Origin of the sequence: Actinopolymorpha rutila (genome assembly GCF_013407855.1) — a bacterium.
Lineage (GTDB): Bacteria > Actinomycetota > Actinomycetes > Propionibacteriales > Actinopolymorphaceae > Actinopolymorpha > Actinopolymorpha rutila.
Genome location: NZ_JACBZH010000001.1, coordinates 3,580,860 through 3,599,623 on the forward strand (window position 1 = coordinate 3,580,860; position 18,764 = coordinate 3,599,623).

Annotated in this window: 16 protein-coding genes and 2 pseudogenes; 3 read left to right on the plus strand and 15 right to left on the minus strand. The window is 72.3% G+C overall.

Annotated elements, in window-relative coordinates; genetic code table 11:
- The 13 genes and pseudogenes from secD to pgsA all read right to left on the minus strand — a co-directional run.
- Window positions 1–1,713 carry a protein translocase subunit SecD gene (gene secD / locus F4554_RS16015; RefSeq protein WP_179788114.1) on the minus strand — a complete coding sequence of 571 codons (1,713 nt, stop codon included), beginning with the start codon at window positions 1,711–1,713 and terminating at the stop codon, window positions 1–3.
- A gap of 32 nt (window positions 1,714–1,745) precedes the next feature.
- Window positions 1,746–2,123, minus strand: coding sequence for a preprotein translocase subunit YajC (gene yajC, locus F4554_RS16020; RefSeq protein WP_179788115.1), 378 nt, complete (start codon window positions 2,121–2,123; stop codon window positions 1,746–1,748).
- Window positions 2,124–2,345: 222 nt separating this feature from the next.
- Window positions 2,346–3,422, minus strand: a complete 1,077-nt coding sequence (ruvB, locus tag F4554_RS16025) for a Holliday junction branch migration DNA helicase RuvB (RefSeq protein ID WP_179788116.1) — start codon at window positions 3,420–3,422, stop codon at window positions 2,346–2,348.
- Window positions 3,423–3,484: 62 nt separating this feature from the next.
- A complete protein-coding gene (gene ruvA / locus F4554_RS16030; RefSeq protein ID WP_179788117.1) occupies window positions 3,485–4,159 on the minus strand; it encodes a Holliday junction branch migration protein RuvA in 675 nt (224 codons plus the stop codon).
- 221 nt (window positions 4,160–4,380) lie between these two features.
- A pseudogene (ruvC, locus tag F4554_RS16035) lies at window positions 4,381–4,881 on the minus strand (crossover junction endodeoxyribonuclease RuvC); the annotation flags it as partial.
- Window positions 4,882–4,983: 102 nt separating this feature from the next.
- Window positions 4,984–6,705, minus strand: coding sequence for a protein kinase domain-containing protein (locus tag F4554_RS16040; RefSeq protein WP_179788119.1), 1,722 nt, complete (start codon window positions 6,703–6,705; stop codon window positions 4,984–4,986).
- A 176-nt stretch (window positions 6,706–6,881) separates the two neighbouring features.
- Window positions 6,882–7,643 carry a YebC/PmpR family DNA-binding transcriptional regulator gene (locus F4554_RS16045; protein WP_179788120.1) on the minus strand — a complete coding sequence of 254 codons (762 nt, stop codon included), beginning with the start codon at window positions 7,641–7,643 and terminating at the stop codon, window positions 6,882–6,884.
- Between the two features lie 6 nt (window positions 7,644–7,649).
- Entirely contained in the window at window positions 7,650–8,264 is a 615-nt protein-coding gene (gene pdxT / locus F4554_RS16050; RefSeq protein WP_179788121.1) for a pyridoxal 5'-phosphate synthase glutaminase subunit PdxT, read from the minus strand.
- Between the two features lie 182 nt (window positions 8,265–8,446).
- A complete protein-coding gene (gene pdxS / locus F4554_RS16055; protein WP_179788122.1) occupies window positions 8,447–9,382 on the minus strand; it encodes a pyridoxal 5'-phosphate synthase lyase subunit PdxS in 936 nt (311 codons plus the stop codon).
- An 81-nt stretch (window positions 9,383–9,463) separates the two neighbouring features.
- Entirely contained in the window at window positions 9,464–9,997 is a 534-nt protein-coding gene (locus tag F4554_RS16060) for a LemA family protein (protein WP_179788123.1), read from the minus strand.
- 37 nt (window positions 9,998–10,034) lie between these two features.
- On the minus strand, window positions 10,035–11,201 hold the full coding sequence (locus F4554_RS16065) for a glycosyltransferase family 4 protein (protein WP_179788124.1): 1,167 nt from the start codon (window positions 11,199–11,201) through the stop codon (window positions 10,035–10,037).
- Window positions 11,201–12,235: a phosphatidylinositol mannoside acyltransferase gene (locus tag F4554_RS16070; RefSeq protein WP_337796065.1), complete on the minus strand. Its 1,035-nt coding sequence runs from the start codon at window positions 12,233–12,235 to the stop codon at window positions 11,201–11,203. The genes F4554_RS16065 and F4554_RS16070 overlap by 1 nt, the downstream gene beginning before the upstream one ends.
- Before the next feature lie 137 nt (window positions 12,236–12,372).
- Window positions 12,373–12,954: pseudogene (gene pgsA, locus F4554_RS16075) on the minus strand (phosphatidylinositol phosphate synthase); the annotation flags it as partial.
- 257 nt (window positions 12,955–13,211) lie between these two features.
- Here pgsA and F4554_RS16080 point away from each other — a divergent pair.
- Window positions 13,212–15,377 (plus strand): elongation factor G-like protein EF-G2, encoded by a 2,166-nt coding sequence (locus F4554_RS16080; RefSeq protein WP_179788126.1) that lies wholly within the window; start codon window positions 13,212–13,214, stop codon window positions 15,375–15,377.
- A gap of 206 nt (window positions 15,378–15,583) precedes the next feature.
- On the plus strand, window positions 15,584–16,558 hold the full coding sequence (locus F4554_RS16085; RefSeq protein ID WP_179788127.1) for an alpha/beta fold hydrolase: 975 nt from the start codon (window positions 15,584–15,586) through the stop codon (window positions 16,556–16,558).
- Window positions 16,559–16,624: 66 nt separating this feature from the next.
- Here the strand turns inward: F4554_RS16085 and F4554_RS16090 are convergent, their stop codons facing one another.
- Complete coding sequence (locus F4554_RS16090; protein ID WP_337796066.1) at window positions 16,625–17,566, minus strand: GlxA family transcriptional regulator; 942 nt, start codon at window positions 17,564–17,566, stop codon at window positions 16,625–16,627.
- A gap of 142 nt (window positions 17,567–17,708) precedes the next feature.
- Between F4554_RS16090 and F4554_RS16095 the strand changes: the two genes are divergently transcribed.
- A complete protein-coding gene (locus F4554_RS16095; protein ID WP_179788129.1) occupies window positions 17,709–18,104 on the plus strand; it encodes a cupin domain-containing protein in 396 nt (131 codons plus the stop codon).
- Window positions 18,105–18,121: 17 nt separating this feature from the next.
- Here the strand turns inward: F4554_RS16095 and F4554_RS16100 are convergent, their stop codons facing one another.
- Complete coding sequence (locus tag F4554_RS16100) at window positions 18,122–18,679, minus strand: HIT family protein (RefSeq protein ID WP_238342028.1); 558 nt, start codon at window positions 18,677–18,679, stop codon at window positions 18,122–18,124.
- Window positions 18,680–18,764 lie beyond the last annotated feature (85 nt).

Below are 18,764 nucleotides of genomic sequence, written 5' to 3' on the forward strand. Positions count from 1 at the left end.
TCAGGCCCCCTTCGGCGACGAGGCACGGGTTGCGGTGCGCGGAGCCAGGCGGCTGCGCGGCACACCGAGCCGGGACGGATCGAGTCCGGAGAAGCGGTGTCCCTCACCGAAGAAGTGCGTGCGGGCCAGCAGGGTGACCAGCGGCTTGGTGAAGATGAACACGATGATGATGTCGATCAGCGTGGTCAGCCCCAGCGCGTAGGCGAAGCCGCGGACGTTGCCCACCGACAGCGCGTACAGCACCACCGCCGCCAGCAGCGACACCGAGTCGGCGGCGAGGATGGTGCGCCGGGCACGCACCCAGCCGGTCTCCACCGCGGTGCGCAGACTTCGGCCGTCGCGCACCTCGTCGCGTAAGCGTTCGAAGTAGACGACGAAGGAGTCCGCCGTGATGCCGATGGCGACGATCAGGCCGGCGATCCCGGCCAGGGTGAGCGTGAAGCCCGCCGACGTTCCGAGCAACACCACCGAGGCGTAGACGAGGGCACCGGCGGCGGCCAGGGACAGCACCACCACCAGGCCGAGGCCGCGGTAGTAGAAGAACGAGTAGAGCACCACCAGCGCGAGGCCGATCGCCCCGGCGACCAGGCCGCCGGTGAGCTGGTCGCTTCCCAGGGTGGGAGACACCGCCGAGACCTGGCTGGTCTCGAAGCTCAGCGGCAGAGCGCCGTACTTCAGCGTGTTGGCGAGGTCGGTCGCCTCCTGCTGGGAGAAGTTGCCGGTGATGCTGGCCTGCCCGTCGGTGATCGGCCCCTGGATCACGGGGTACGACACGACCTTGCCGTCCAGCACGATCGCGAACTGGCTCAACGGCTGCTGCAGTTGGTACATCTGCGTGCTCGCCTGCGCGAACTTGCTCTTGCCCGCGCCCTTGAGGCGCAGGCCCACCTGCCACGCGAGCTGGTTCTGCGGCAGCTGCGCACTGGCGTCGGCGATCTCGGAACCGAGGATGATCGCCGGCCCGAGGACGAACTTCGTGGTGCCCTCGCGGTCACAGGTGAACAGCGCCTGTTTGGAATTGTCCTTGCCGGGCGTGTAGTCGGCGCACTTGAACTTCTGCAGTTCGGCCATCTGCTGGGGCGACGCGCCGGTGGTGGAGACCTGGACCTTGCCGTTGTCGACCGCCGGTGTGGTCGCCTTGGGGCTCGGGGTGGCCGTCTTGGGGGTCGGCGTGGGAGTGGGCTTCGCCGCGTCCCGCCGGAACGCCTGCGGCACCGCCCGGCCGGGAGAGCGTGGCTTTGCGCTCTTCGAGGACTTGGTGGAGGGGGAGACCGACGGCTTCGGCTTCGGCGTGGCCGGCGACTTGGACGGCGTGGCCTTCGGCTTCGGGGCCGCCGCGGAGACCGGTGCCGCGGCCAGCACCTGCCGGAAGCGCAGCTCCGCGGTGCTACCCACCAACCGGACGATCTGATCCTGACCGACGCCCGGCACCTCGACCACGATGTGGTTGTTGCCCTGGGTGGTCACCTCCGCCTCGGCGATCGAGCCCACGCGGTTGCGGATGATGTCGACCGCCTCGGCGAGCTTCTCCGGGGTGACCGGACCCTGACCCGCGGACGGCCGCGCGGTCAGCGTGATGGACGTACCACCGCGCAGGTCGAGGCCGAGCCGCGGTGTCCACGCACCGAGCGTGGCCATCAGCCCGACACCGACCAGCAGCGCCACCAGAAGCACCGCGAGAGAGCGCCAGGGATGCGGTCTCTTCGTCGCCACGTCGTCTACTCACTCTCCCCGTGAAGCGGGTCTCATGCCGTGGGGTCCTCGGGGCGGTCGCTCGGCGGCGGCGTGGTTCCTTCGCCGACCTGCGGCTGCGAGGGCTGATCCGGCTGGTCGATGATGCGGACGATGGCCTGGCGTACGTGCCGGGCGTACACACCCGGCGCGATCTCGAGCACCACCGCGTCGTCCTCCACGGCGTGCACGGTGGCCAGCAGACCCGCTCCGGTCATCACCTGCTGACCGGGCTGCAGCTTGTTCTGCATGTTCGAGGTCTCGCGCTGGCGGCGCCGTTGCGGACGAATCGCCACGACCCAGAACAACACCAACAGAAGGATCGGTAGCAGCAGCGTCCAGTAGTTGGCGCCGCCGCCGGTGGCCGCCTGGCTGAGGAGCATGGAGGTCATTTCCTTCCCCGACGTCGCGATCGCCGGTTTGGTCGTCTGGCCACGGCCATGTCACGCACGGCCACCGGCGGAGTCTAGCGGCGCCGTCCGGCGCGGGGACGTGCGACCTGTCCGTGGCGGGCGAGCCTTTCCGTCAAGCCCCGTGACGATCACCATGACGATCACCGTGACGACACCGCGAGGACCATGGCGACGATCACGGCGGCGGAGCGGGTGCCCCGCTCACGGATCGTCGAACAGGCTGGGCGACTGCCCGAACGCCGCGTCGACCGGTGGCGCCAACCCGAGCTGCCGCCAGGCCGCCGGCGTCGCCACCCGTCCCCGTGGAGTGCGGGCGAGGTAACCCCGCCGGACCAGGAACGGCTCGGCCACCTCCTCCACTGTCTCGCGTTCCTCGCCGACCGCGACGGCGAGGGTCGACACGCCCACCGGGCCGCCACCGAACCGGCGGCACAGCGCGTCGAGCACGGCCCGGTCGAGCCGGTCCAGGCCCTCCTCGTCCACCTCGTACAGGTCGAGCGCCGCCTGCGCTGTCTTCGTGCGTACGACGCCGTCGGCACGGACCTGGGCGTAGTCGCGGACCCGGCGCAACAGCCGGTTGGCGATCCGCGGCGTGCCGCGGGACCGGCTGGCCACCTCCCGGGCGGCATCGTCGGTGATGGGTACGTCGAGCAGCTGCGCGGACCGGCGGACGATCTCGTCCAGCTCGGCCACCTCGTAGTACTCCAGGTGGCCGGTGAAGCCGAAGCGGTCCCGCAGCGGCCCCGGCAACAGCCCGGCGCGCGTGGTCGCGCCCACCAGCGTGAACGGCGGGATCTCCAGTGGAATGGCGGTCGCACCCGGCCCCTTGCCCACCACGACGTCGACCCGGAAGTCCTCCATCGCCATGTAGAGCATCTCCTCGGCGGGGCGGCTCATCCGATGGATCTCGTCCAGGAAGAGCACCTCCCCCTCGGCCAGGGAGGACAGGATGGCGGCGAGGTCACCGGCGTGCTGGATGGCCGGGCCGCTGGTCACCCGCAGCGGGGCGGACAGCTCGGCGGCGATGATCATCGCCAGGGTGGTCTTGCCCAGGCCGGGCGGGCCGGCGAGCAGCACGTGGTCCGGTGGCCGGCCGCGACTGCGGGCAGCCTCCAGCACCAGGCCGAGCTGGTCGCGGACACGGCCCTGGCCGATCAGCTCCGCCAGGGTGCGCGGGCGCAGCGCCGCCTCGACGGTGCTCTCGTCGGCGGCGGCCTCCGCGGCGATCAGGGAACGGCCGACCGAGTGGTCGCCGCCGTCGTCGACGTCGGACGTCATGCGGACAACTCCTCGCGGATGGTCGGTACGCGGTGGGTGCGCTGGCCGGTGTGATGGGCGGGTCAGGCCCTGGAGAGCGTACGGAGTGCGGCCCGCAACAGCGCGGCCACGTCCGGCGTGCCGTTGGCTCCGTTGCCGGTCCTGGCACCGTTCGCACCGCCGTCGTCGCCGGCCGTCTCCTCCGCCATCGGGGCGACGGCGTCCAGCGCGGACTCGGCCTCCCGCGCGGACCAGCCCAGGCCGAGCAGGGCGCCGCGTACCTGGTCACGCCAGGCGGCTCCCGGCGCCACTCCCGCGACCGGGAGCGCGGCACCGGCGCCGGCCGAGCCGCCGACCGGCGCCCCGAGCCGGTCCTTCAGCTCCAGCACGATCCGCTGCGCGCCCTTGCGGCCGATGCCCGGAACCTTGGTGAGCGCGACGAGGTCCTCGGCGGCGACCGCGCGGCGGAGTTCGTCCGGACGGTGCACCGCCAGCATCGCCTGCGCCAGCCTCGGCCCGACGCCACTCGCGGTCTGCAGCAGCTCGAACACCGCGCGCTCGTCGTCGTCGGCGAAGCCGTAGAGCGTCAGGGAGTCCTCCCGGACGACCAGGCTGGTCGGCAACTTCGCGGTCGTGCCCACGCGCAGGTCGGCGAGAGTGGCCGGGGAGGCCCGGACCTCCATGCCGACGCCGCCGACCTCGACGACCGCGGTGTCGAGCCCGACGGAGGCGATGGTTCCACGGACGAATGCGATCACGTGCTGCTCCTCGGTGGGTCGGGGGCGCGGCGTGGAGTCTGCCACCTGGCCGCCCCGGTCGTCGCGTTGGTCGCGTTGGTCGTGGCCCTGGTGCTCGCTCTGGTCGTCGCTCCGGTCGCGGCGTTGGCCGGCCGTGCGCGAGTGGCAGTCCGCGCGGCCTGGACCTTTGCCGCCTGCGCCTTCGCCGCCTGGGCCTGTGCCGCCTGCAGCTTCGATGCCTGGGCCTTCGCGGCCTCGATCCGGGCCGCCGCCGGTCCGCGCCACAGATGGCAGATGGCCAGTGCCAGCGCGTCGGCGGCGTCTGCCGGGCGGGGCTTGCTGGCCAGGGCGAGGATCCGGGTGACCATGTTGGTCACCTGCTCCTTGCCGGCCCGGCCGCTCCCGGTGACCGCCGCCTTGACCTCACTCGGCGTGTGCAGGCCGACCGGGATGCCGCGCCGGGCCGCCGCGGCCAGCACGACACCGCTCACCTGCGCGGTGCCCATCACGGTGCGGACGTTGTGCTGGCTGAACACGCGTTCCAGCGCCACCGCGTCGGGCTGATGCTCGTCCAGCCAGTCACCGACGGCCCGGTCGACGGCGAGCAGGCGGGCGCCCAGCTCCTCGTCGGGCCCGGTGCGCACGACGTCGACGGCGACCAGCGCCAGCTGACGGGGATGCCCGCCCTGGACCAGCCCGAGCCCGCAGCGGGTCAGGCCGGGGTCGACTCCGAGCACCCGCACCGGCTGTCGTACCTCCCGCGTCGTTCACCGAACACCTGTTCGGAGCCTAGCGGTGGTTGATCAGCGGGCGCGGACGACGCGCCGGAGCGAGCCGAGACCGGGTCAGCCGGGCCAGTCCGGTCGCGGGAACGGGTTGTGCTCCAGCGGCCACCAGGACACGGGCTCGCTGCTCGCCATCGAGACCAGGAACAACGTCAGCGCGGCGAGGATCACCCCCGTCGCGACCAGCACGCCCCGGCGCCGGCCGACGACGCGGCGCAGGATCCGGCGGGAGCCCTCCTGGAGCCCTTCGCCGCGGATGCCCCACCAGGTCAGCGCGGCCACGACCAGCCCGGTGACCCCGCAGGCCAGGTCCCAGCGCGGGCGAATCGCTCCGACGTAGAAGAACAGGACCAGCACCGCCGCCAGGAACCCGGCGCCGATCAGCGCCGCGAAGACGGTGAGCGCGGTGACCCCCGCCGCCCGGACGACGTGCCAGGGCAGGACGGCCGCGGCGGCGAACGGATCCATCCGCCGGCGGCCTCGCTGGTGGCGACGGCGCTCGACGAACCCCGCCGAACCCTGCACCGTCCACGCGACCAGCAGCCAGCCGACCAGCACCGCGAGCGCGCCGAACGGCACCACCGCCGCGAGCGCCCCGACGGTGAGGAAGCCGAGCCCGGTCACCACGCGGTACGACGACCGGGGCAGGCCCGAGTGGGAGGAGCGAGCGGCGGCGGGTTCGGCACCGTCCTCGCCGTCGGGGACGTCGGGATACCGGTCGCCGGCGTGGGTCTCGTCGTACCCGTCCGGCTCGTCGTCCTCCTGGTCGGTCAGGTCGTCGGCCGGCACGGCCGGGTAGACGGCGGTCCCGCCGGACGAGGCGTACGGGCCGTCGGCGTACGTCCCCACTGGTACGCCGGTGCCGAGGCGCACGGTCTGCGGGTGGTCGGGGTCGTCGGGTTCGTACGCCCCCGCCGGGTCGTACTCGTCGTCGTACCCATCGCCCGGATCCGGCGCGGGTGGCTCCTCCCCCGTCTCCAGCCAGCGCAGCAGCTGTGCCGACGTCGGGCGCTCGGCGGGGTTCTTCGCGAAGCTCCGGACGAGCACCGGCTCCAGCCACTCCGGGCAGCCGGCGAGGTCGGGGTCCTCGTGCAGGACGCGGTAGGCGACCGCCTCCAGCGGCCCGCGCCCGAACGGCGCCCGGCCGGTCGCGGCGTAGGCCACCGTGGCCGCCCAGGCGTGCACATCGGCGGCGCCGGTGACGTCGGCGCCGGTGAGGATCTCCGGCGCGACGTACCCGGGCGTGCCGTACACCAGGCCGGGCGTGGTCATCCGGGTGTCGTCGGCGATCTGGGCGATGCCGAAGTCGATCACCACGGCGATGCCGTCGGCCAGCAGGACGTTGCCCGGCTTCAGGTCGCGGTGCACCACGCCCGCGCCGTGGATCGAGCACAGCGCGTCGGCCAGGTCACCGGCCAGGTCGGCCAGCTCCGCCCCGGCCAGCGGGCCGTCGGCGTCGACCACCTGGTACAGCGCCGGCCCGGCCACGAAGTCGGTGACGAGGTACGGCGTGGCCGCCGCCACGTCGGCGTCGAGCACCTGGGCGACGTGCCGCCCGCGCACCCGGGCCAGCACCCTGGCCTCGCGCGCGAACCGGGCCCGGGACTCGCCGTCACCGGCGATGTGGGGGCGCAGGAGCTTGACCGCCACCACCCGGCCGCGGGGGTCGGTGGCCCGGTGGACCACACCCATGCCGCCCTCGCCGACCCGCTCGTGAAGCACGTAGCCGCCGAGTCGGGCCGACTCGACGGAGGTGGCTTGGTCGGCGAGGTCGCGTCGCACGCCAACACGTTAACCGCCGCCGGTGGCCGATGTCGGGCGCAAGGTGCGACCGCGACCCTGACGAAACCCTGAGGTGGACCCGGAAACCGCCCGAAATCACCCGGTCGTACGACAAACCGCCGCCACGGCTTCGCGAGCAGGGACGGCGGCGATGCGTCGGGAAGGTGCTGAGACTGCTAGCCGACCTTCTCCATGATCTCGTCGGAGACGTCGAAGTTGGCGTAGACGTTCTGCACGTCGTCGCAGTCCTCCAGCGCCTCGACCAGCCGGAAGACCTTCGGCGCGGTCTCCTCGTCCAGCGGCACGGTCACGCTGGGGACGAAGCTCGCGTCGGCGGAGTCGTAGTCGATCCCGGCGTCTCGCAGCGCGGAGCGCACGGCCACCAGGTCGGTCGGCTCGGAGATCACCTCGAACGCCTCGCCGAGGTCGTTGACCTCCTCGGCGCCGGCGTCGAGCACGGCGCCGAGCACGTCGTCCTCGCCGAGCTCGCGGCCCTCCTGCTCACGGGGGACGACCACGACGCCACGACGGCTGAACATGTAGGACACGCTGCCCGCGTCGGCCATCGTCCCGCCGTTGCGGGTGGTGGCGGTGCGTACGTCACCGGCGGCGCGGTTGCGGTTGTCGGTGAGGCACTCGATCAGGATCGCGACCCCGGCCGGTCCGTAGCCTTCGTACATGATCGTCTGGTAGTCCGCGCCCCCGGCCTCCAGGCCCGCGCCGCGCTTGACCGCGCGGTCGATGTTGTCGTTGGGGACCGAGGACTTCTTCGCCTTCTGGATGGCGTCGAAGAGCGTCGGGTTGCCGGCCGGGTCTCCCCCGCCCACCCTCGCGGCGACCTCGATGTTCTTGATCAGCTTCGCGAAGAGCTTGCCGCGCTTGGCGTCGACGACGGCCTTCTTGTGCTTCGTGGTCGCCCACTTGGAGTGGCCGGACATGGCGGGCTACGCCTCCTTCACGAGTTCGACGAAGAAACGGTGGATGCGCGCGTCGCCGGCAAGCTCGGGATGGAAGGCCGTGGCGAGCAGGCGACCCTGGCGGACCGCCACGATCCTACCGGCGGCCGGACCGGAGGCGACGCGGGCGAGCACCTCGGCACCGGCGCCGACCGACTCCACCCACGGTGCCCTTATGAACACCGCGTGGTACGGCAGGGGCTGCGGGCTCGGGTCGATGGCGTCCAGCGGCACGTCGGCCTCGAACGAGTCGACCTGACGGCCGAACGCGTTGCGGCGTACGGTCACGTCGATCCCGCCGACTGTCTGCTGGCCCTCGATGCCGTCCTGGATCCGGTCGGCCAGCATGATCATCCCCGCGCAGGTGCCGAACGCCGGCATGCCGGCGGCCACCCGCTTGCGCAGCGGCTCGAGCAGTTCGAACGCCGCCGCCAGCTTGAACATCGTGGTCGACTCCCCACCCGGCACGACCAGGGCGTCGACGGCGAGGAGCTCCTCGGGCCTGCGGACGTTCACCGGCTTCGCGCCGGACTCCGCCAGCATCCGGTGGTGTTCGCGGACGTCGCCCTGCAGGGCGAGAATGCCGATGGTGGGTTCGCTCACTGGGTTCCTTGCGCGCTCGGGGCACAGTCAGGGGCACACTTCTGGGCAAAGTCCCAGTCTACGAGGGCGGCCCAACCTCCCCGAGCCGTGCCGAGTCGTACCGACCCGGAGCCAATCCGATCCAACGCTCGCGGACGTGCAGAGGGGCGCCGACGACGCCGGCGCCCCTCACACGTGCGTGGTCACCAACCGCGGGTGGCGAGCCGCTCGCTCTCGGGAAGATCGCGGACGTTCAGGCCGACCATCGCCTCGCCGAGGCCCCGGGACACCTTCGCCACCACGTCGGGGTCGTCGTGGAAGGTGGTCGCCTTCACGATCGCCTCGGCCCGTTTGGACGGGTCACCGGACTTGAAGATGCCGGAGCCGACGAAGACGCCCTCGGCGCCGAGCTGCATCATCATCGCCGCGTCGGCCGGGGTGGCGATGCCGCCGGCGGTGAACAGAACGACCGGCAGCTTGCCGGCGCGGGCCACCTCCTGCACCAGGTCGTAGGGCGCGCGCAGCTCCTTCGCGGCGACGAACAGCTCCTCGTCGTCGAGCGTGGCGAGCCGGCGGATCTCGGCGCGGATGGACCGCATGTGGCGGGTGGCCTCGACGACGTTGCCGGTGCCGGCCTCGCCCTTGGAACGGATCATCGCCGCACCCTCGGACAGGCGGCGGAGCGCCTCGCCGAGGTTGGTGGCACCGCACACGAACGGAACGGTGAACGCCCACTTGTCGATGTGGTGCGCCTCGTCGGCGGGGGTGAGGACCTCGGACTCGTCCACGTAGTCGACGCCGATCGCCTGCAGGACCTGGGCCTCGACGAAGTGGCCGATGCGGGCCTTGGCCATCACCGGGATGGAGACCGCGCTGATGATCCCGTCGATCATGTCGGGGTCGCTCATCCGGGCCACGCCGCCCTGCACCCGGATGTCGGCGGGAACCCGCTCGAGTGCCATCACCGCGACGGCGCCGGCGTCCTCGGCGATCTTCGCCTGTTCGGGCGTGACCACATCCATGATCACCCCGCCCTTGAGCATCTCCGCCATGCCGCGCTTGACCTTGGCGGTCCCGGTGACGGGCGCGGTCGTGGGCCGGCTGGTGGCGTCGGTGGGTGTGGACTGTGCTTCGGTCACTGTCTACCTCGCGAGAATGGGCACGGAACGGCACATCCATGGTAGGCGACCGCGCGTGACGTTCCGCCGCGTGGCGGGTGATCAGGGCTCGAGACCGGCCGGTGGGGTGACGTCCATCTCCACCGTGGTGGGCATCCGCGCGTGCCCGGCCAGCCGGAACCACCGGACCAGCCGGCGGCCGCGCAGGGCGCGGGTGCTGGCCACGGTGTCGTTGTGGAACCTCCGGGCCATCTCCACCCGCCGGCAGGCCGCGCCGAGTTCGGCGAGGAGCTCCGCGGCACCGGGTTCGGCGGCGATCTCCTGGCTGGTCTCCACGTCGGGGAACACCACCGCCAGCGCCTTGGACAGGTCCGAGCCCGCGAGCTCGCGTTCCTCCTCGTCGTCGGCGGCGCTGGAGCGCTGGGCGGCGTCGATCACCAGCAGCGAGGTGGCCGGGTCGAGCATGCCGGACGTCGCGACCTCCAGCGCGATCGCCGCCCGGCGGAACAGCTGGGCCTCCAGGACCGCCCCGGCCGCGTCCAGCCGGGCGTGCAGCCGGTCGATCCGTCCGGCCGTCCAGGAGAGGTAGACCCCGGCCACCGCGAGGACGGCCAGGACGAGCAGCAGCCAGTTCAAAGGACCCTCACCCCACCCTCAGCGGACCCCACCGAACTCACCGGACCTTTCCGCCCGGCCGGACTCCGCGACCCCGGTCGTCGGCCTCGCCGACACCGGGGTAGCCCGCGGCCACCATCTCGTACACCGAGACGATCTCCTTGGCGACGCTGCTCCAGTCGTAGCGGCGGACCGCGACCCGGGCGGCCTCCCGCAACCGGTCCCGGAAGGCCGCGTCCCGCAGCAGCTCCAGCGCGCCGGTGGCCAGGTCGTCGCTGTCGCCGACCTCGAACAGCCGGCCGAGCCGGCCGCCGTCCACCACCAGCCGGAACGCATCGAGGTCGCTGGCGAGCACCGGCGCGCCGGCCGCCATCGCCTCCACCAGCACGATGCCGAACGACTCACCGCCGGTCTGCGGCGCGACGTACACCTGCGAGCTGGCGAACATGTCGGCCTTGCCCTCGTCGTCGATCCGGCCGAGGAACGTCACCGCGTCCCGGCACTCGGCGGGCAGGCCGGAGCGGACCTCCTCGACGTCACCGGGGCCGGCGACCAGCAGGCGTACGCCGGGCCGGGCCCGCCAGATCGCCGGGAACGCCCGCAGCAGGACGGCCAGGCCCTTGCGCGGCTCGTCCAGGCGGCCGAGGAAGCACATCGTGCCGCCCTCTCCCTGCCACTCCGGCCGAGGGCGCGCGCGGGCGAACCGGTCCACGAACAGGCCGTTCGGGATCACCACGGGCTCCCCGCCCAGGTGCTGGACGAGGGTGGCCCGGGCGGGCTCGCTCACCGCGATCCGGGCGCTGATCTTCTCCAGGGCCGGGCGCAGGACCGACGAGGCGACGCTCATCATCCGCGACCGCGGCATTGCGGTGTGGAAGGTGCCGACGATGGGACCGACCGCCGACCACAGCGCGAGCAGCGACAGCGACGGGGTGGCCGGCTCGTGGATGTGCAGGACGTCGAACTGCCCGTCGCGGATCCAGCGGCGCACCCTGGCCGCCGACACCGGGCCGAACGCCAGCCGGGCCACCGAGCCGTTGTACGGCACCGGGACCGCCCGGCCCGCCGGTACGACGTACGGCGGGACCGGTGTGTCGTCGTCGGCGGGCGCGAGCACGGACACGGCGTGCCCCTCGGCGAGCAGGACCTCGGCCAGGTCGCGGACGTGGTTCTGCACCCCGCCGGGTGCGTCCAGCGAGTAGGGGCAGACGATGCCGACCCGCATCAGCGCCTCCGGTCGAGGTCCGCGCGGTGGGCGGGTTCGAGGTCGGCGATCCACAGCCGCTGCAGCATGTGCCAGTCCTGTGGGTGCTCGGCGATCCCGGCGGCGAAGGCGTCGGCGATCTGCTGGGTGAGGTCGCGGATGGCCTGCCGGGAGCCGGGCGGCGCGGCGACCGCCGGGTGGAAGCGCACGTGCATGGTGGGTCCGTCGTACCACAGCGTGACCGGCAGCAGGATGGCGCCGGTCCGCAGCGCCAGCGCCGCGGGGCCGGCGGGCATCCGGGTGCGTTCGCCGAAGAAGTCGACCTCGACGCCGCGGGCGGACAGGTCGCGGTCGGCGACCAGGCAGACGAGGCCGCCCTCCCGCAGCCGGTCGGCGAGCACTCGCATCGGGTCCGGCCCGCCGGTGGCGGCGAGCACCTGGATGCCGAGCGCGGCGCGGTAGGCGACGAAGCGGTCGTACAGGCGTTCGGGGCGTACGCGTTCGGCGACCGTGGTCACCGGCGCGCCGTTGGCGGCGGCCCACGCGCCCGCGAAGTCCCAGTTGCCCATGTGCGGGAGCGGGGCCACCACGCCCCTGCCGGACCGCATCGCCGCCCAGAACTCGTCCTCGCCGTGGGTGACGACCGCGCCCCTGATGTCGTCCGGGCCGAGGTCGGGCAGCCGGAACGCCTCGCACCAGTAGCGGAAGTACGACCGCATGCCGGCCCGGGACAGCCGCCGGAGCTCCTCGGGGCCGGCGTCGGGGCGTACCCGGGCGAGGTTGTGTTCCAGGCGCCGCACGCCCTTGAGCCGGCGCCGCCAGACGAGGTCGGCGCCGAGGCGGAGCAGGCCGTACGCGGCGGGCGCGGGCAGCAGGCGCAGGACCTTCCAGCCGGCGGCGTAGGCGCGGTAGCTCGCGGCGTACTTCAGGCGGAGCGGGAACGACAGGCGGTCGGCCGTACGACTCTCGGCGGCAGGACTGTCGGCGGGGTGACGCTCGGTGTGCTGACGGTCTCGGCCCGGGTCCTCGGCGGCGGGCCGGCCGGCTGCGATCACCGGGCCTCCCTTTCCGCGCCCGGCCGCTCGGTGCCCGACCCGGTGGCGGTCCCACCCGTCGTGGCGCCGCGAGCGCCCTGACCCGAGCCCTGGTCCGAGCCCTGACCCGACCCACGCTCGTTCGCCAGCGCCTGTGCGCGCACCGCGAGGATCCGCTGTACGACGGTCACCGTGCTCGCGACCGCCAGCAGGCACAGGACGGCCGGCAGCAGGAACGGCACACCGAGTCCGGCGAGGCCGGTGGCCACCAGGACGGCGACCAGCCGGTCGGCGCGCTCGGCGATGCCGACGTTGGCGGTCATGCCCAGGCTCTCCGCCCTGGCCTTGGCGTACGACGTGACGTTGCCCATCACCAGGTCGTAGAGCGCCACGCAGGCGAGCCAGAAACTGTTGCCGCCGCCGGCGAACCACAGCGTCAGGCCGCCGAACACCGCGGCGTCACCGATCCGGTCCAGGGTGGAGTCGAGGAACGCGCCCCACTTCGACGACCGCTTCGACATCCGGGCCATCAGCCCGTCGATCATGTCGGAGAACACGAAGACGGTGATGAACACCGTCCCCCAGAAGAGCACTCCGCGCGGGTAGAAGGCGAGCGCGCCGACGCACACCCCGGCGGTGCCGACCACGGTGACGATGTCCGGACCGATGCCGACACGCAGGAAGAAGCGCGCGACCGGGGTCAGTACTCGTAGCCAGAACTGGTGGAACCTTCGCAACATGTGGGGGCAGCCCGCTCGCTCGCTCGGTGACCTGGTCGTCCGTCTGCGTCTCGTCTGGGTCCGGGTCTGTGTCCGGTCTGGTTCCAGTCCGGGTCCGGGTTCGCAAGACGCGCCGATGCTACTCAGCGCGGGGGGCTTGTGCGCTGGCCGGGCCGGGTGAAAGGTGGAAAACCACATGTCAGGGCGCCGTCACGGACGGCAGCCGTCCGGGCGCGTCCGGCTGTACCCACAGCACGCGCGCGCAAGGAGGCGTCGCCATGGCGGACAAACAGAGCAACCCCGGTGGAGCCGCCGGTCAGGCACCGACGGCCGACCGGCCCGATGGGATCCGCAACATCGTGCTGGTCGGCCCCTCAGGCTCCGGCAAGACGACCCTGGTCGAGGCCCTGCTGGCGGCCACGGGAGCGATCCCCCGCCCCGGCCGGGTGGAGGACGGCGCGACCGTCAGCGACTTCGACGAGGTGGAGCATCGCCAGCAGCGGTCGGTCGGTCTTTCCCTGGCACCGGTCGTCCACGACGGCATCAAGATCAACCTTCTGGACACCCCCGGGTACGCCGACTTCGTGGGCGAGCTCCGGGCCGGACTGCGCGCCGCCGACTGCGCGTTGTTCGTGATCGCCGCGAGCGAGGGTGTCGACGGCCCCACCGAGGCGCTGTGGCAGGAGTGCGCCTCGGTGCGTATGCCGCGGGCGGTGGTGATCACCAAGCTCGACCACCACCGTGCCGACTACGCGGGTGTGCTGGCGCAGGCGCAGGCGGCGTTCGGGGAGAAGGTGCTGCCGCTGTACCTCCCGGTCGACGGCCAGGGCGAGGTGAGCGGCCTGGTCGGGCTGTTGTCGGAGAAGCTGTTCGACTACTCCTCGGGCAGCCGCACCGAGGGCACGGCACCGCAGGAGTACGCCGACGCCACGGCGGACGCGCGGGGCACCCTGATCGAGGGCGTCATCGAGGAGTCCGAGGACGAGACGTTGATGGACCGCTACCTCGGCGGCGAACAGATCGACGCGAAGGTCCTGGTGGACGACCTGGAGAAGGCGGTCGCGCAGGCGTCGTTCTTCCCCGCTCTGCCGGCGTGCTCGACCACCGGCGTCGGCATGGCCGAGCTGCTGGAGGTGATGACGAGCGCGTTCCCCTCCCCGCTCGAACACCCCCAGCCCGAGGTCTACACCCCGGTGGGCAAGTCCGAGGGCCGGCTGCCCTGCGACCCCGACGGTCCCCTGCTCGCCGAGGTGGTGAAGACCTCCTCCGACCCCTACGTCGGCCGGATCAGCCTGGTGCGGGTCTTCTCCGGCACCGTACGACCGGACACCGGGCTACACGTGTCCGGGCACTCCTCGGCGTTCTTCGGTGAGGACCGGGGCCACGAGGACCACGACGAGGACGAGCGGGTCGGTTCGCTGTCGTCGCCGCTGGGCAAGGTGCAACGCTCGCTGAACCACTGCGTGGCCGGGGACATCTGTGCCATCGGCAAGCTGTCCCGCGCGGAGACCGGCGACACCCTCTCGGCCCGGGAACGCCCGCTTCTGATGCGCCCCTGGTCGATGCCCGAGCCGCTGCTCCCGATCGCGGTCACCGCGCACGCCAAGGCGGACGAGGACAAGTTGTCGCTCGGGCTGGCCCGGCTGGGTGCGGAGGACCCGACGCTGCGGATCGAGCACAACGCCGAGACCCACCAGCTGGTGCTGTGGTGCATGGGCGAGGCACACGCCGACGTCGTTCTCGACCGGCTCGCCAACCGGTACGGCGTGTCGGTGGACCAGGTTCCCCTGCGGGTGCCGCTGCGGGAGACGTTCGGCCGTAAGGCGTCCGGGCGGGGGCGGCACGTCAAGCAGAGCGGCGGCCACGGCCAGTACGCCGTCTGCGAGATCGAGGTCGAGCCGCTCCCCCAGGGCTCGGGCCTGGAGTTCGTGGACAAGGTGGTCGGTGGCGCGGTGCCCCGGCAGTTCATCCCGAGCGTGGAGAAGGGCGTACGCGCCCAGATGGAACGCGGGATCACCGCCGGCTACCCCGTCGTCGACATCCGGGTGACGCTGGTGGACGGGAAGGCGCACAGCGTCGACTCCTCCGACATGGCCTTCCAGACCGCGGGCGCGCTCGCACTGCGCGAGGCCGCCCCGGAGGGCGGGGTCTGTCTCCTCGAACCCGTCGACCTGGTGTCGGTGCTGGTCGACGACGACTTCGTGGGAACCGTGATGGGCGACCTGTCCGGCCGGCGCGGCCGGGTGCTCGGCACCGAGCCCGTCGGGCAGGGGCGGACGCTGGTGAAGGCGGAGGTGCCCCAGATCGAGATCACGCGGTACGCCGTCGACCTGCGGTCGATGGCGCACGGCAACGGCAGCTTCAACCGGGAGTTCGTGCGGTACGAGCCGATGCCGGCGCAGCTGGCGAGCAAGCTCGCGCAGGAGCAGGCCGCCGACGGCTGACCCGCGCGAGCTGACCCGGGCGAGCTGATCCGGGCGGCGGTCCGCCGGGGCGAGGTCAGGTCAACCTCGTGCCGGCGGACCGCCGCCCGTTGCCGCGGTCCAGCGGGGAGGCGGACCGGTGGCCAGTGCAGGAAGGTGCGCCCCGGCGTGGGCCGATGCGTCACTACGCTCGACCCCAGCCCCACCTGCCTCAGGAAGGATCGTCCATGCCCCTGACGTTCGACATGCCGAGGGAAAAGCTCGCGACGTACACCGGCACCAACCCCCGGCCCGCGGACTTCGACGAGTACTGGGACGCCGCACTGGCCGAGCTGGACTCCCTCGACCCGAAGGTCGAGCTGGAGCCGGCCGACTTCCAGACGCCGTTCGCCGAGTGTTTCCACCTGTGGTTCCAGGGCACCGGCGGCGCCCGGGTGCACGCCAAGCTGCTCCGTCCCCGCAACGCCTCCGGGCAGCACCCCGGTGTGGTCCACTTCCACGGCTACTCCGGCCGCTCGGCCGACTGGTCGGAGCTGCTCGGCCACGTGGCGCTCGGGTTCACCGTCGCCGCGCTGGACTGCCGCGGTCAGGGCGGGCTGTCGGAGGACGTCGGCGGGGTGACCGGCTGGACGCTGCGCGGTCACATCGTCCGCGGCCTCGACGACGGCCTGGCGCAGGCTCCGGAGAAGCTCTACTACCGCCACGTCTACCTCGACACCGCGCTGCTGGCCCGGATCGTCATGGGCATGGACGAGGTGGACGAGAACCGCGTCGGCGCCACCGGCGGCAGCCAGGGCGGCGGGCTGACCCTCGCCTGTGCGGCGCTGGAGCCCCGGATCAAGCTGGCCGCCCCGACGTTCCCGTTCCTGACCGACTACCGGCGGGTGTGGGACCTCGACCTGGCCAAGAACGCCTACGCCGAACTGCAGGAGTGGTTCCGCCGCTTCGACCCGCTGCACGAACGCGAGGACGAGGTCTTCACGACCCTCGGATACATCGACGTCCAGCACCTCGCACCGAGGATCCGGGCGGAGATCCTGATGGGCGTGGGCCTCGGAGACCAGGTCTGCCCGCCGTCCACACAGTTCGCGGCGTACAACAAGATCACCAGCGAGAAGTCGCTGCGGATGTACCCCGACTACGGCCACGAGGGCCTGCCCGGCAACGGCGACGCGATCTACACGTTCCTGTCCCAGCTGTAGGACCCCCGGGTTCACCGACTCTCACCGGCTCGGGCCGGGGCACGAACGTGGGCGCCTGCCGCGCCCTCACCTCGGCTCCGGCCCGAACCTGCGCAGGTACGCCGACGGGCTGAGTCCGGTCTCCCGCCGCATCAGCACGCGCAGGTTGGCGGCCGTACCCAGCCCACTGCGCCGGGCCACCCACTCGAAACGGGACTCTCCGCGTTCGATCAGCCGGCAGGCCAGCGCGACGCGCTCCCCGGTGAGCCACGCCCACGGCGTCGTGCCGAGCTGAGCCCGGAAACGGCGGCGCAGGGTGGCCGGGCTGACCCGTGCCCGCGCTGCCAGGCCCACCACGGTGAGGGGCTCGCCCAGTCGTTCGGTGGCCCAGGCGAGCACCGGTGCGAGTGACTCGTCAGGAGCGTCCGGCACCGCGCGCTCGACGAACTGCTGCTGCCCGCCGTCGCGGTGGGCGGCGAAGACCAGCCGGCGGCTGACGGCGTTCGCCACCTCTGCACCGTGGTCCTTCCGGACGATGTGGATGCCGAGGTCGAGTGCCGCCGCGCTGCCGGCAGCGGTCAGGATGTCGCCGTCGTCGACGAACAGCACCTCGGGTTCGAGCCGTACGGTCGGAAACCTTGCCCGGAAGGCGTCCGTCCACTGCCAGTGGACGGCGGCGCTCCGGTCGTCCAGCACACCGGCTTCGGCGAGTGTGAACGCGCCACTGCACAATCCCACGAGGCGAGCGCCGCGGGCGTGCACGCGCCGGATCACGTCGAGTACCGCCGGCCGGTGGGGTACGCCCACATCCGGCTTGTTCGGTACGACCAACGTGTCCGCCTCGTCCGCGGCGGACAGCCCGGCGACGCCGCTGAGGACGAAGAACCCGTCCCGCATCGGGGTCCGCGGCCGAGGCGAGCACAGCCGGAAGTCGTACAGGTCCCGGCCGATCTCCGGCCGGTGCAGCCCGAACATCTCGGTCACACAGCCCAGTTCGAACGGGTTGGAGTTGTCGTCCACGATCGCCACGACCCGGTGGGATGCGGGTGCACCCGCGCGTCCCGTCGAGTCTCGTCCCGTCGAGTCTCGCCGACCATGGTGCGAGGATCCTTGCGGCATGTGCGATTCCTGGCACTCCCGCCCTTTGGGCAGAAAGATCCAGGATGGGCTCATGAGCAACGAACCGATCGCGCTGAACGACGCGCTGGCATCCTTCGACGCGCGGTGGAGCCCGCGCATCGTCACCCGGGTCAACGACTACGACGTACGGGTCGCCAAGGCGCAGGGCGAACACGTGTGGCACGTCCACGAGGACACCGACGAGTTCTTCCTGGTCCTCGACGGCGAACTGCACATCTCCCTACGCGAACCCACCGGCGAGCGCACCGTGGTCCTGCGGCGGGGGTCCGTCTTCACCGTTCCGCGGGGCATCGAGCACAAGCCGTCCGCACCGTCGGGCGCGTCGATCATGCTCCTCGAACCCACCGGCACCTCGAGCGTCGGTGACCGCCACGACGAGGTGCCCGGCCACGTGGACGCCACCACCGGGCACGAGCTGGATTCCTGAGCTGAGTCGCCCGCGGGTCAGTCGGTCGGCCAGGCCCGCGCCAGCAGCGCCCGGGTGTCGCGCAGCAGCACCGGCAGCACCTTGGTCCCGCCGACGACCGGCATGAAGTTGGTGTCGCCCGCCCACCTCGGCACGATGTGCTGGTGCAGGTGGGCGGCGATGCCGGCGCCGGCGACCGGGCCCTGGTTCAGCCCGATGTTGAACCCCTGCGCGCCCGACGCCGTCCGTACAGCGCGCATCGCCTGCTTGGTGAGCAGGGCCACCTCGTCGGTCTCCTCGTCGGTGAGCTCGGTGTAGTCGGCGACGTGGCGGTACGGGCAGACCATCAGGTGGCCGGGGTTGTAGGGGTAGAGGTTGAGCACCACGAAGGTGACCTTGCCGCGGGTCACCACCAGCCCGTCCTCGTCGGAGCGGTGCGGGATGTCGCAGAACGGACATCCGTCACGGGGCCCGTCGCCGCTCGGCTTGTTCTCGCCGAGGATGTAGGCCATCCGGTGGGGCGTCCACAGCCGCTCGAACGCGTCGGGGGTGCCGACACCCTCCTGCCGCTCGGGCTGCTCGGGCTCGCCGGGCAGGTCGGGCTGATCCGGCTGGTGCTGGTGCTCCGGCTCGTCCACGCACCAGATCTTACGGACGGCGCCCGCCCGTCGCTCGCCTCGC

What these genes read in the sequence shown, in the direction of transcription:
- yajC (WP_179788115.1), bottom strand. Translation starts at nt 2,123, where the DNA reads ATGACCTCCATGCTCCTCAGCCAGGCGGCCACCGGCGGCGGCGCCAAC.
- ruvB (WP_179788116.1), bottom strand. Translation starts at nt 3,422, where the DNA reads ATGACGTCCGACGTCGACGACGGCGGCGACCACTCGGTCGGCCGTTCC.
- F4554_RS16045 (WP_179788120.1), bottom strand. Translation starts at nt 7,643, where the DNA reads ATGTCCGGCCACTCCAAGTGGGCGACCACGAAGCACAAGAAGGCCGTC.
- F4554_RS16065 (WP_179788124.1), bottom strand. Translation starts at nt 11,201, where the DNA reads ATGCGGGTCGGCATCGTCTGCCCCTACTCGCTGGACGCACCCGGCGGG.
- F4554_RS16080 (WP_179788126.1), top strand. Translation starts at nt 13,212, where the DNA reads ATGGCGGACAAACAGAGCAACCCCGGTGGAGCCGCCGGTCAGGCACCG.
- F4554_RS16085 (WP_179788127.1), top strand. Translation starts at nt 15,584, where the DNA reads ATGCCCCTGACGTTCGACATGCCGAGGGAAAAGCTCGCGACGTACACC.
- F4554_RS16095 (WP_179788129.1), top strand. Translation starts at nt 17,709, where the DNA reads ATGAGCAACGAACCGATCGCGCTGAACGACGCGCTGGCATCCTTCGAC.